Annotated in this window: 14 protein-coding genes; 6 read left to right on the top strand and 8 right to left on the bottom strand. The window is 38.7% G+C overall.

What is annotated here, in order from left to right; translation table 11 throughout:
- Positions 1-7 precede the first annotated feature (7 nt).
- The 7 genes from CHB68_RS07790 to CHB68_RS07760 all read right to left on the bottom strand — a co-directional run bounded on the left by CHB68_RS07790 (position 8) and on the right by CHB68_RS07760 (position 7,130).
- A complete protein-coding gene (locus tag CHB68_RS07790; protein WP_089260283.1) occupies positions 8-805 on the bottom strand; it encodes an SDR family oxidoreductase in 798 nt (265 codons plus the stop codon).
- A gap of 6 nt (positions 806-811) precedes the next feature.
- On the bottom strand, positions 812-1,867 hold the full coding sequence (locus CHB68_RS07785) for a type III polyketide synthase (RefSeq protein ID WP_089260610.1): 1,056 nt from the start codon (positions 1,865-1,867) through the stop codon (positions 812-814).
- A 21-nt stretch (positions 1,868-1,888) separates the two neighbouring features.
- Complete coding sequence (locus CHB68_RS07780) at positions 1,889-2,596, bottom strand: methyltransferase domain-containing protein (protein ID WP_245838874.1); 708 nt, start codon at positions 2,594-2,596, stop codon at positions 1,889-1,891.
- The gene (locus CHB68_RS07775; RefSeq protein WP_089260281.1) at positions 2,596-3,717 is read right to left on the bottom strand and encodes an NAD(P)/FAD-dependent oxidoreductase; all 1,122 of its coding nucleotides are present in this window, start codon (positions 3,715-3,717) and stop codon (positions 2,596-2,598) included. Before CHB68_RS07775 ends, CHB68_RS07780 begins: the two co-directional genes overlap by 1 nt.
- Positions 3,718-3,799: 82 nt before the next feature.
- Complete coding sequence (locus CHB68_RS07770) at positions 3,800-4,483, bottom strand: OmpA family protein (protein ID WP_394339888.1); 684 nt, start codon at positions 4,481-4,483, stop codon at positions 3,800-3,802.
- Positions 4,484-4,521: 38 nt separating this feature from the next.
- Entirely contained in the window at positions 4,522-5,001 is a 480-nt protein-coding gene (locus tag CHB68_RS07765; RefSeq protein ID WP_089260279.1) for a lipocalin family protein, read from the bottom strand.
- 152 nt (positions 5,002-5,153) lie between these two features.
- On the bottom strand, positions 5,154-7,130 hold the full coding sequence (locus CHB68_RS07760; protein ID WP_245838872.1) for an alpha-ketoacid dehydrogenase subunit alpha/beta: 1,977 nt from the start codon (positions 7,128-7,130) through the stop codon (positions 5,154-5,156).
- A 121-nt stretch (positions 7,131-7,251) separates the two neighbouring features.
- Here CHB68_RS07760 and CHB68_RS07755 point away from each other — a divergent pair, with 121 nt between their 5' ends.
- The 6 genes from CHB68_RS07755 (at position 7,252) to CHB68_RS07730 (ending at position 13,364) form a co-directional block, all read left to right on the top strand.
- On the top strand, positions 7,252-8,202 hold the full coding sequence (locus CHB68_RS07755; RefSeq protein ID WP_089260278.1) for an isopenicillin N synthase family dioxygenase: 951 nt from the start codon (positions 7,252-7,254) through the stop codon (positions 8,200-8,202).
- Positions 8,203-8,204: 2 nt separating this feature from the next.
- Positions 8,205-8,534: a translation initiation factor gene (locus CHB68_RS07750; RefSeq protein ID WP_089260277.1), complete on the top strand. Its 330-nt coding sequence runs from the start codon at positions 8,205-8,207 to the stop codon at positions 8,532-8,534.
- A 108-nt stretch (positions 8,535-8,642) separates the two neighbouring features.
- Positions 8,643-9,575 carry a DUF1835 domain-containing protein gene (locus CHB68_RS07745; RefSeq protein WP_089260276.1) on the top strand — a complete coding sequence of 311 codons (933 nt, stop codon included), beginning with the start codon at positions 8,643-8,645 and terminating at the stop codon, positions 9,573-9,575.
- A gap of 1 nt (position 9,576) precedes the next feature.
- A complete protein-coding gene (locus tag CHB68_RS07740; protein WP_089260275.1) occupies positions 9,577-10,443 on the top strand; it encodes a nucleoside phosphorylase in 867 nt (288 codons plus the stop codon).
- Positions 10,444-10,489: 46 nt separating this feature from the next.
- A complete protein-coding gene (gene ppk1, locus CHB68_RS07735; protein ID WP_089260274.1) occupies positions 10,490-12,532 on the top strand; it encodes a polyphosphate kinase 1 in 2,043 nt (680 codons plus the stop codon).
- Positions 12,519-13,364 carry a substrate-binding domain-containing protein gene (locus CHB68_RS07730; RefSeq protein WP_089260273.1) on the top strand — a complete coding sequence of 282 codons (846 nt, stop codon included), beginning with the start codon at positions 12,519-12,521 and terminating at the stop codon, positions 13,362-13,364. The genes ppk1 and CHB68_RS07730 overlap by 14 nt, the downstream gene beginning before the upstream one ends.
- A 1-nt stretch (position 13,365) precedes the next feature.
- Here CHB68_RS07730 and CHB68_RS07725 read toward each other — a convergent pair whose 3' ends face one another.
- On the bottom strand, positions 13,366-13,794 hold the full coding sequence (locus tag CHB68_RS07725; protein ID WP_089260272.1) for a response regulator: 429 nt from the start codon (positions 13,792-13,794) through the stop codon (positions 13,366-13,368).
- Between the last annotated feature and the right edge of the window lie 30 nt (positions 13,795-13,824).

The following is a 13,824-nucleotide window of genomic DNA, read 5'->3' as shown; positions in this document are numbered from 1 at the left end:
ATATTCATTACTGTAAACTTTCCCCTCCATCGACCTTTATGACCGTGCCGGTTATCCATTTTGCTTCATCAAGCGTCAACATGTATACTGCATTGGCCACATCTTCCGGTGTTGTCAACCGTTTATTAGGATTGCGGGCCAAGGCATGTTCTTTTATGGATGCATAGCCTGGTATCATTTTTAAGGATTTGGTGAGGGTAACTCCCGCTTGTATGCAATTGGCCTTAATTCCCATTGGTGCAAATTCCAAGGCGATATTTCTCGTTAACGCTTCCAAAGCGACTTTTGCCACGGAAACTGCGCCATAATTGGGCAATGCCCTAGTATTGCCCTCGCTTGTAAATGAAATGATACGGGTATCCGCAGCGAATACATCTGCGGCAAATAATGCTTTGGTCCAATCATAAAGGCTAAGCGCCATTGCCTCTAACGTAATCTTAAAATCCGCATTTACCAAGGTTGACCCTTGGTCCGAATACATTGGTTTCAACGTACCTTTGGCCACACTATGCACCAATACCTTGATGCAATGTCCTTGAGGAAGCAGATTCTGAATTTCTATAACGGCCGCAGTGCGTTTATCCGCATTAAAGGCATCTATATTCATGGTAATCAACTTATTGCCGTAAGCCCTGATCATATTAAACGATGCTTCAATATCCTCCAACTCCGAACGCCTGTCCCTATGTACAATAATTACATGATAACCATGAGCGGCCAATTTTTTGGCCGTGGCAAGCCCCAGGCCACTACTGCCGCCTAAAATTAAGGCCCAAAACGTATTATTGTTGTTTGTTGTACCCATAATACATTACCATTCTATTAATACACGCTGTGCTGAAAACCCAGGACCAAAACTTAAAATTAGTCCCTGCTCCCCAACCGGTATCGGCTTTTCCAAAAAACGCTCTAATACATACAATACGGTGGCACTGCTCATATTGCCATATAATCGCAAAACTTCACGGGTATCATCTATATTCTTACCCAAGGCTCCAAAAAGCGATTCTACCGTCTGTACGATTTTCTTGCCCCCAGGATGAAAGATCAAATGGTCCACATCGTTTATAGAGGTTTTATATTTTTTTAAAAAGGGATGCACAATATCTTCAAAATGATTGGCAATGGTTTCGGGTACTGCAGGATCAAGTATCATTTTTAATCCGTGATTGGTCAAATCAAAACCCATCATATGGGTGGCATCCTTAAAATGGTACATTTCCTCTCCTACGATCTTGGGCCCTACTGCATGTTCCTCCGATGATAACAGAACACATGCCGCACCATCACCAAATATGGCCGCACTAACCATATTGGCCATGGAAAAATCATTCAGTTGAAAAGTAGCGGTAGGACTTTCAACGGATATCAATGCAATACGTTTTCCCGGATTGGATTTAAGGAAATTATGAGCATATATAAGCCCGGACACTCCAGCGGCACAACCCATTTCAGTTACCGGAAGCCTTACGACATCCTTTCTTAAACCCAACGCATTAATGAGATAAGCATCCAAAGACGGAATCATGATACCCGTACAACTTACCGTAATGATATAATCCAAGGAATCTGCCTGCCATTTGCTTTTATGCAGGGCATTTCTGAGCACATTTTCGCCCATACGTTTAACCTCCCGTACGTAAATCCTATTTTTATCCTCAAAAGTGGTTGCTGAAAAAACCTCTTCGGGCGGCATTATGGAATAACGTTTATCCACGGCCGCACCCTCAAATATCTTAATTACCTTTCTGGTAAAACGTTCTTCCTGACCGCTTAACCAGAACTCCACTAAGGGTAGTATTTCTTTTGTCTCCCTATAATATTTGGGCAATTCTTTGGTGACACTAACAATTCTTGTATAATTCATAGCCATTCTTACCCTAATCTACTACTTCTTTTTTAAAATCCACAGATACCTGAAGGCCCATTTCCATTTAATATAATGATCCGCCCCATCAACTTGATGCGCATACCCCATTAGTTCCCTCCTTTTAAAAGCCCTCAGAATAGATAAAAGTCCATCCTTTTGGGCAATTTCCGTCTTAATAAAAAATAGCCCGAACACCTTGAACAAATAGTATGCAAGTGGATTTCTTTGTAAATCATTAATGACTACACCTATGGAAGCCAATGAAACAAACCTTTTTAAAAATCTAACAATTTCCACATCGTTAAAATGATGAAGGGTCAAGGTGGTCATTACAATATCAAATTGCGCTGGTAAAAATTCCGCGGATAAAATATCACGTTGCATATACCTAATTTCCGGAAATTCAACCGAATTTCGCCGAGCCAATTCCAAACTTTGTGCATTAAGGTCCACCCCTATCAATTGAACCTTAATCTTTCGCTTTCTAGCGGCCAAAGCGAGTTTTCTTAGCATCGTACCTTCTGCACAGCCCATATCCAAAATCGTATACGATTCTTTTCTTTTTTCTTCAATTAACTGAAATACAGCATTTAAGGTTATAGCGTATCCTCCTAATAATCGATTTACCCTATTGATATCATTTAAAATGGCTTGTAGTGACTCTATGGACCCTTTATAGTGATCCATAATTTCAATCTCCGTACTTCTTTTAGAAAAATCCTTCATCAATGCACTAGTTTACCATGTGTTTTAGAAATAATATAATTTAAGACACGGGGAGACTTTCCTATAGTGCGAATTCCTAACGAAACCCACTTATCGTGCATTAATATAGACTGTAATTTTCTACCCATCCATATACGCTTTCCAAAATTTGCGGACCAAGCTTTTATATATTCTTGTTCCAATTGTGTGCGATCGTATGCCGAATCATTTTTATAGGCCACAATTAACTCGGCCACAATTTTTGCACTATGAACCGCCATGGCCATACCATTACCGCACAACGGATGAATTAGTCCAGCCGTATCGCCACACATTAATAGATGATCTACAACTACCTCCTTTTTGGAAAATGAAATTTGGGCAATGGTCATTGGTTGTTCAAAAATTGGAGTTGCCTCTTCCAAAAATTGCTTTAAATACTTATTTTGCGCCACCACATGGTTATTGAACTCCTGTACATCCTTATAGCGCTTAAAACTGTTATAATGTACCAAATAGCAAAAGTTAATGTGACCTAGCTCCGTTGTTGATAGTCCGCCGTACCCTCCTTCAAAATTATGAAGACCCACAACATCCGATGGAAAATCATTCCAGGTATAATGACCTTTTACCGCCAACCAACCGTGCTTCATTAAACTAAAATTCCGTTTAAGGCTTTTGTCCAATAAAGAACGTTTACCATAGGCACCTATAGCCAATTTGGACGTATACGCTCTGGTATTCGTGGTTATAATAAAGGCATTTTCCCTAAAATTACATTGAACTACTTTTTCAAAATAGAAATGAACACCTAAAGCTTTGGCCCTCTTATACAATAAATTATCCAAGGTATATCTACTGATTCCGTATCCCCCTAGGTCCAAATTGGTCTGCAATAAATCACCTTTTACGGTTGAAAGCTGAAGTCTTTTTATATCTACCGCACCTGCGTTATGGAGATCAATACCCAACCTGCCCAGATAAGGTGCTATTTCCTTGGACACATATTCCCCGCACACCTTGTGGTGCGGATATATATTGGCTTCCATAACTGCTACGTCCATACCTTCTTGCGCCAAATGTATCGCAACGGTCAAACCGGCCAATCCACCACCTATGATAACAATTTCGTGTTCTTTCACTTATGGAAAGTTACGTCAAAACAAAAAACCCTGCTATTAGCAGGGTTTTTATTTCTAATTCAAAAGCATAAAAATATGCCTCTTAGTTTGTTTGGGACTTCGCCTCTTGTTTTAATTCCTCACTTGCAACAATGGCCAATTCCACACGTCTGTTCTTTGCCTTACCCTCAGACGTAGTATTATCGCCTACAGGCTGGTTCTCTCCATACCATTTGGTATCGAACCTACTTGCATCTATACCTTTTGCAACTAGGTATTTGGTAACGGATTGTGCCCTTTGCTTGGACAGATTCATATTATATTCGTCCGCCCCGGCACTATCGGTATGTCCCTCGACCAAAATATTGGATTTTGGATATTCCTTGAAAATGTTCGCCAATTTATCCAAAGTTGCGGCCGATGTTCCTTGTACGTTAGATTTATTGGTATCAAAATATACCCCTGCATCTTCATTAAAGGTTACATTGATACCTTCACCAACTCTTTTTACTTCCGCACCGGGTATTTCCTCCTCAATACGTTCTGCCTGACGATCCATTCTATTACCAATATATCCACCTGCGGCACCACCAATGGCAGCACCCAATATTGCACCAAGGGCCGTATTGTTACCACTACCCACGTTATTGCCCAACACTCCACCAATTACGGCACCACCAGTGGCCCCTATAACTGCACCTTTTTGCGTTTTATTTGCATTTTTTACCGTACTACAGCTCATTACCATTGCCAGTGCAAGAATATAGCTGGTCTTACGTAATATCATTGTTTTCATATGTTTAATTTTAATTATTAAGTAGGTTATTATTTTTTACTGAATTCATAGACCACGTTCACAGGTGAACCGTCTACCATAACGTTGGATTTTAATACCATTGCATAATCGGTAAGGGTATCAATAGTCAATCGATATCCTGCACCGCCCGATATATCCTGATTTTTTTCGTTGATGAATTTAAATTGTAGCTGACTGCTATAATTTTCCTCTCTTTCTACCACAGACCATCTAATATAGCGGTCACCGCCATTACACAGTGTTGACGGACTAATAGTATATCTTCCGGTACTATTATTATCACGAAAGAACCACTCGCTACCTTCTAAGCAGATATCCTCTACATCATTGAACAGTACAGCTTTTACATTACCGGTGTTTCCTTCAAAAGCAACATTATCCAAAGTCCAGGTACCGCTCAACAAGTTTCTTTTAGCTCGTGCATCCTTTGAGATGGAACAAGACGACACTAAAAGAACGATACTGACTAGCCAAACTAATTTCTTCATAAATAAATGTATTTAGGTTAAGGTTAAAACGTATATACGTTATGTCTTACTTTTTGGATGGGCAATCTTTATAAATTACCTCAAGACATTGCAAAGATGACTGATTACCCGCATATCTTTTGGCTCTAAAAAAAAAGATGTTAACGTGTATCCTAGTAAGCTATTAATTCTTGAAGTATAACGGCAAATCTGTCTTTTGGCAAATACTGTGCTTCCAAAGCGGAGTTAAAAGGAATAGGAGTTTCCAAACTACCTACCCTTTTTATGGGGCCATCCAAATATTCAAAGCAATGTTCCATGACCAAGGCGGAAATATCACTAGCAATACCACCAAACAAACTATCTTCCTGAAGAATGATCAGCTTACCCGTTTTCCGTACTGAACTATATACGGCATCTATATCTAACGGTTGCAGGGTACGCAAATCAAGCACATCTGCTGAATCTATCCCTAATGTATCCAACGTTTCCAAAGCCCAATGAACCCCTGCCCCATAAGTAACTATAGTAATAGATGCACCTTCCCTAATCAAACTTGCCTTGCCAAATGGTAGCGTATAGTAATCTACGGGTACTTCTTGATAGCTACTTCTGTACAACCCTTTATGCTCAAAGAACAACACCGGATTTGGGTCTTCAATGGCCGTGGCCAATAAACCCTTTGCATCATAGGGAAAAGCCGGATACACTACTTTAAGTCCCGGGGTCTTTGTAAACCAGGCCTCGTTGGTCTGTGAATGGAACGGACCGGCGGCTACCCCGCCACCACATGGCATACGGATTACTACATCCGCATGTTCCCCCCATCTGTAATAACTTTTGGCCAAATAGTTGACAATGGGATTAAAACCCGTACTTGCAAAATCTGCAAATTGCATTTCCATGACCGCTTTCATACCGTTTATGGACAAGCCCATTGCAGCGGAAACTATAGCCGATTCACATATGGGCGTGTTACGCACACGTTCCTTTCCAAAATCGTTGATAAAGCCTTCCGTTATCTTAAATACACCTCCATAGTCCGCCACATCCTGACCCATGATAACCAAATTGTCATACCTTTGCATTGACTGCTTTAACCCTTGAGATATGGCGTCTACTAAACGGATACTTTTTGTATGTATTGAGGGTTCAATTAATTTAAAATCAAATGTTTTGTATACCTCACTTAATTCTTTACTTTCATTAGGTACAATTGCATCTTCATTAAACGCCATTTGCAAATGTGAGTCTATTTTGTCCTGTATATCCTTTTGAAATTCTTCAATAGACTCCTTGTTGACTATATCCTGCTTCAGTAAAAATTGCTTAAAATTATCAAGCGGGTCTTTAGCGGCCCAGGTATCCATTAATTCTTGTGGAACATATTTGGTTCCACTGGCTTCCTCATGCCCCCGCATACGAAAGGTTTTAAATTCCAATAATACCGGTCTAGGACGATTACGCATATCTTGGGCCAAAGTCCTTACCCTAGTATACACCTCAAGGATATTATTGCCATCTATTATATGGGACTCCATACCATAGCCAATACCCTTATCGGCCAAATGCTCACATTTAAACTGTTCATTGGTAGGCGTGGAAAGTCCGTATCCATTATTTTCAATACAGAACAAAACCGGTAAATCCCACACGGAAGCCACATTCAACGCTTCGTGAAAATCACCTTCGCTCGTGGCCCCTTCTCCAGTAAAAACCGCAGTTACCATTTTTTCATTACGCAGTTTATGGGCAAGGGCAATACCGTCTGCCACACCTAATTGCGGACCCAAATGTGATATCATCCCTATAATCCTATACGCTTGGGTTCCAAAATGAAAACTTCTGTCCCGTCCTTGTGTAAAACCACTGGCTTTACCCTGCCATTGTGCAAACAAGCGGTGCAAAGGAATATTCCTTGTCGTAAAAATGCCAAGATTTCTATGCATGGGCAAAATGTACTCATCATCATTGAGTGCACTGGCCACACCTACAGAAATAGCTTCCTGGCCTATACCACTGAACCATTTTGATATTTTACCCTGACGTAGTAAAATCAACATTTTCTCTTCAATCATTCTGGGCAATAGCATTGATTTAAAGAGTTTTATCTGAATATCCTTATCAACCTTAAATTGTTTATAGTCCATCAACTGGTATTGTAAGTATTATAAAATATAAATGTAACAAAAATGCCTACAGCAACTAACATTTATAACAGAGCTTGTAAATCGGCAATTATTATTAATTTTACATAAATATCATAAAATTATGAGCTTGGTACCTAGTGTTGATTTATCTGATTTTCTTTCGGAGGACCCAAAAAGAAAACAAAAATTTATAAATGAGATCGGTAAGGCATTTGAAGAAATAGGCTTTGTTGCGCTGAGCGGTCATTTTCTATCGGACGAACTGGTTGATTCCTTGTATGACGAAATTAAAAAATTCTTTAATCTGCCCCAAGATGTTAAGGATTCATACGAAATAGATGGTATTGGTGGCCAACGAGGTTACACATCCTTTGGAAAGGAACATGCAAAAGGTAGAAAGGAAGGAGACTTAAAGGAGTTTTGGCATTTTGGACAGTATGTGGAGAACGACCCTAAACTGGAAAAGGAATATCCGGACAATGTATTGGTCAAAGAGCTTCCCAAATTCAATGAAGTTGGAAAAGAGACCTATAAAATGCTTGAGAAAACCGCAAAATATGTTTTGCGTGCCCTGGCGCTACACTTAGATTTGGATGAATATTATTTTGATAATTTCATTAAAAACGGAAATTCCATATTACGCCCCATTCATTATCCTCCTATTACCACGGAACCTAAAAATGCGGTAAGAGCGGCGGCACATGGTGATATCAATTTAATTACCCTTTTAATGGGGGCACATGGTAAAGGTCTACAAGTAAAGAACCATGAGGGCGAATGGGTAGATGCCATTGCAAAGCCGGACGAATTAATGATCAATGTAGGTGATATGCTTTCTAGATTGACCAATAATCGGTTGCTTTCTACCATACACCAAGTGGTAAACCCACCTAAGGAACTTTGGGGCACTTCTAGATATTCCGTACCATTCTTTATGCATCCGGTTAGTGAAATGTCATTGAACTGTTTAGATAATTGTGTTGATGAAGACCATCCAAAACTTTATTCCGACATTACTGCGGGCGAATTTTTACATGAGCGTTTGATTGAATTAGGATTGATAAAGAAGTAACAATGGACTTACAAGACCAGCTTAAAAATCTTTTTCCCGATCATGAACCCCAAGATATTCCTGTTGAAAAAGAACCTCAGGACCGTATTTGGTTGCAGGATGAGCCCATAATTTGTAAATACGAAAAGCGTAAAGGCAAGCCAATTACCATTTTGGAAGGATATACCGGTGCAACGGAAGATTTTAAAAAATTGGCCAAGGATATCAAAAAAACGTTGAGTGTAGGCGGTAGTTTTAAGGATGACAAAATCATTATCCAGGGAGATTACCGGGCAAAGATCATGTACATTTTAAAGGAGAAAGGCTTTAAGGTAAAACGCGTAGGAGGATAATTTTTATAGTTTAATAGACTTGCAATTAATTTGTTTTCTGTTAAATTATTTTTTAGCATTGTTATAAGTCTTATTTTTAATGTTCACCAAACTAAATCATAATCTGGCATGAGTTCTGTTTTACATATTACCAATGGCGATATTTTTACGCAACGACTCCAAAAATTGAATTTAAAGGGAGATGTAATCACATGGCGCGAAATGCTATGTGAAGGAAAGACATTACCCACTGTAGGCACCGAAACTTTCTGGAAAACCAGGTTTGAATTCCTTCATAAAAATTACAAGGTTTCAAAATCATGGTTCATCGAAAAAACCTTAAAAGAATACCGCTCACTATGTAGCCATAAACAACAGGACCAAATAGTATTATGGTTTGAATACGATCTTTTCTGCCAAGTAAATATGTTGGCCGTTATCAGTTGGTTGCTTACCCATCGTAAATATGCTGAAATATCTTTGGTATGCTGTGGTAAGGAAGATGAAACGGATAACATGTACAGTCTTACGGAACTTACCGATGATCAGCTACTTGGTCTATACAGAAATAAAAAAATATTAACGCAGGACGATACCGAATTTGCGGATTACGTCTGGCAACTATATTGTAGCAACAATCCTATACGATTGGAGAATCTGACCGATTTTAATGATTACCAATTTGACTATTTAGGAGATGCCATTAAAACACATCTAAAAAGATTTCCCAGTATCGTAAATGGACTAAACGATATGGAAAACACCATTTTGAGATTGGCCATGGACGAAAAGCCAAAATCAAAAAAAGAATTCATGAACGTTCTCCTCAATAATCAAGGTAACCTTGGTTTTGCCGATACCCAATATGACCGTGCAATTACAAGGTTAAAACCCTTGATCAGCAGTTTAAATCCGGTTAGGTTATCTAAAAAGGGAAAGGAAATTTTAGAGGGCAAAACAAGTTACTATTCCTGTATACAGGATAATGATGTTTACTTAGGCGGGGCATTGAAGTACAATTTCCTTTATAATACCAATGCCAATAGAATTCTAAAATTATAGCATGCAATTAAGGCCTGCTGAGCTGATCATCAATGATGACGGCAGTATATACCATTTAAATCTACTTCCAGAAGATATAGCGACCACCATCATAACGGTAGGTGATCCCGATCGTGTACATCAAGTCTCCAATTATTTTGATCGTATAGAACTAAAAAAAGGAAAACGAGAATTTGTTACGCATACCGGTATAAAGAACGGTAAACGAATTTCCGTTATATCTACGGGTATAGGTACGGACAATATTGATATTGTGCTTAATGAACTGGATGCCTTGGTCAATATTGATTTTTCCACCCGCACCCTTAAGTCTAAACATACCCCACTTAATATTATTAGAATCGGTACAAGTGGTGCCATTCAACCCAATATTCCCGTTGACTCTTTTTTAATCAGCGAATACGCCATTGGTTTTGATGGGCTTTTACATTTTTATGAGCATGAAAATATGGGTTTTACGGATATTGAGGATGCTTTTATAACATACTGTGATTGGAATGCCAATAAAGCACGACCATATATAATAAAATATGCAGATAATCTAGCAAAATTATTTATTGATAATCGTATACGATTAGGCTTTACCGCAACAAATACAGGCTTTTATGGCCCTCAACACCGCCAATTACGTCTTAAGCCCAGCCAAATGGAATTAATGCAGAAACTCTCCTCATTTTCTTACCAAAACCTGCAACTTACAAATTTGGAAATGGAAACGTCCGGTATATATGCCCTTGCCCATTTATTAGGCCATCATGCCGTTTCCTTAAACTGTATTCTGGCAAATAGAGCAACAGGGGAATTCTCCAAAACTCCATCGGAATCCGTAGATGAGTTAATAAAATTTTGTTTAGGGCGTCTTAGTTAACGCATTTTTAAAAGTATCCTGCCGTGGTCTTCTTATTTTTGTGCTTATGAAAAATAAAAATTTGAAGCATAGGGATATTAATTGGCTTTATTTTAATGAACGTGTATTACTTGAAGCAGCCAATAAGTCAACTCCCCTATTGGAAAGACTTAAATTTCTTGCAATTTTTTCTTCGAATTTAGATGAGTATTTTAAGGTTAGGGTTTCCGGTCTTCGCCAAATACGGCAGTTGGACAAGAAGTTGCGAAAGAAACTAATGCTCAAGGCAAATAGTACCTTAAAACATATATTAGAAACTATAGAACAACAACAAATTACTTTTGGTAAGGTGATAGCGACTACCTTGAACGAGTTGGAAAAGCACCATATATTCTTAAGAAACCCAAGTGAATTCAATGATGAACAAAAAGTATTTTTAACCAACCTATTCCATACTTCTATACAGCCTTATTGTAAGATACATAGTACAACAAACAATGTATCGCTTATAGATGGTGCATTATATTTGGCCGTTCATCATAAGAACAACGAGTATAGCCTAGTGCAAATTCCTACCGATGAAGCAGATCGTTTTATAAAATTACCGGGCGACCATCACCAATATTGTTATTTAGATGATGTTGTTCGACTTAATATGGATAAGCTATTTCCCAATCAGGAAATTACACAGTGCTATTCCATAAAATTGTCTCGGGATGCGGAGTTATATTTAGAAGATGATTATACGGATGCCGCACTGGTAGAGAAAATATACAATTCCCTGAATAAAAGGGAAACGGGGCAAGCTACGCGCTTATTGTACGATAGTACTATGCCCAATGAATTATTGAATGTACTAAAAACCCATTTGAATTTAGGTGAGGCCGACTTATCCCCAGGAGGAACATACCACAACCTTTCCGATTTTTTTAGCTTTCCGAGGCCAAAGGGTACCGAATATTTACAATATGAGCCAAAGCCTGCCTTACCACATCCAGTTCTATCAACATCCAACAATGTTTTCGAAACAATAGCCAGAAAAGACCAATTGGTACATTTTCCTTATCAGGATTTCAATGTTATTGAAAATTTTTTGGAAAGCGCGGCAAACGATTCACAGGTAACTGCCATTAAAATGACTATTTATAGAATTGCAGAAAAATCGGCTTTGGCAAATGCATTGTTAAAAGCCTTGGACAATGGAAAAGAGGTTACATTGTTCGTAGAGGCCCAAGCACGTTTTGATGAGGCAAATAATATTAAATGGGGCAGAATATTCCAAGAAAAAGGAGCCAAGGTAATATTTAGTATTCCACAGGTAAAAGTGCATTCTAAAATTGCTATGGTATTTAGAAAAGAAGATGATAAATTAAGACGGTATGCCTATATAGGTACTGGGAATTTTAATGCAAAGACTGCAACAATCTATTGTGACCACGGACTCTTTACGGCCCATAAAAAAATAACAAAGGACCTAAAACAGGTTTTTGAGGTGTTGGAGCGAAAATTAATCATTCCCAAGTTAAAACGTCTTCTGGTTTCACCTTTTACCACACGCATTACCTTTTTAAACCTTATACAAAACGAGATTGATGCCGCAAAAAGTGGAAAACATGCCGCCATTACAGCCAAAATGAACAGTTTGGAGGATGCCGATATGATTAATGCCCTATATAGGGCGGTCAATGCCGGAGTTAAGGTTAGGCTGATTGTCAGAGGCTTTTGTTGCTATCTAAAGGCTAGTGGCGATCCTGATGCCCCAATGAAAGATTCTATTCTTATTACAAGTATCATAGATCGCTATTTGGAACACGGCAGGATCTATCTCTTTGAAAACGGTGGTAATGAACTCATGTATGTGGGCTCCGCAGATTGGATGACCAGAAATTTGGACCGCAGAATTGAGGTGCTTACCCCTATTCTTGACCCAGATATTTTTAGTGAATTAAAACATATTCTAACTTTACAGCTTAACGATAACCAAAAGGCTCGAATATTGGATATTGAAAATTCCAATAAAAAAGTGACCGTCCAAGACCACCAGGAACCTGTAAGGTCACAGTATGCCATTTATGACTATCTTAAATATAAATTAAATGAAAACCGTTAAAATTATAGGTGTACCGGAACATTTCAACCTTCCTTGGCATCTGGCCATAGACGAAGGAGCTTTTAGGGAAAGAGGTATTGATTTAGTGTGGACAGATGTGCCAGAGGGTACCGGTAGAATGTGCAATTTATTAAAGGATAACGAGGCTGACCTAGCCATAATCCTAACGGAAGGAATTGTAAAAAGTATTACTGAAGGAAACAAGGCCAAAATCATACAAGAATATATTGCCTCTCCCTTGCTGTGGGGCATTCATGTGGATACCAATAGTAGTTTCAAGGATTTAAAGGACCTTGAAAACACTACTGCGGCCATAAGCAGGTTTGGTAGCGGAAGTCATTTAATGGCCTATGTACATGCAAAACAAATGGGGTGGGATTTAGAAAACCTGAAATTTAACCTGGTAAACAACCTTGATGGTGCGGTCCAGAGCCTTTCTACGGGACATGCAGATTATTTTATTTGGGAACGTTTTACGACAAAGCCATTGGTAGATGGTGGTATTTTCAGGCACTTAGGAGATTGCCCCACGCCATGGCCCTGTTTTGTACTTGCAGGAACGACATCTTTTATCGCGGAAAACGGAAACCTCATTGCCCATATAAGGGAAATTATCAACACTTATACCGTAGAATTTAAACAAATACCCAGTATTGACCGTACATTGGCCCATAGGTATAAACAAAAATTAGAGGACATACAGGAATGGCTGCAATTAACCCAATGGAGTCAAAAGCAACTACCTGAACATACCTTGTTAAAAGTACAGGATACCCTAAATGAATTAAATTTGATCGACCAAATAATTCCTGCCGATCATATTTTGACGTAATTTAAATTGCAGCTAAGCTAAAATGCTTTTGAATAAGCTGTTTAAACGTATCGTCAGATAAAGGTTTCTGTGAGAAATCCGCTATATGTGGATTGGTTATGGCGCGATCCTTATCCTCTTGGTTATCACTTATGGTAACAAGAACGATGGTAATCTGGTCTTTTAATTTTTTTGGGACCATTTCTTCATAGGCCTCCATAAATTGCCATCCGTCCATAACAGGCATTCTAAGATCTAGCATGACCATACAAGGTAATTCCAGTTCTTCCTGACCTTTACCTAAAATGAAATCCAATGCTTCCTGGCCGTTTAGGGCAGAATTTAAATTAACATCCAAATCAAGCTTATTGATGAATATGGAATGAAGAAAGTTGCTTGCCTCATCATCATCCACCAATAAAATGCTGTTTAATCTGTCTAAATTTTTCATAGCGAGTTGTTGTTAGTTAATGTTATACAT

The organism is Maribacter sedimenticola (assembly GCF_900188415.1).
Lineage (GTDB): Bacteria > Bacteroidota > Bacteroidia > Flavobacteriales > Flavobacteriaceae > Maribacter > Maribacter sedimenticola.
This window is presented reverse-complemented; position numbering and strand designations above follow the sequence as displayed.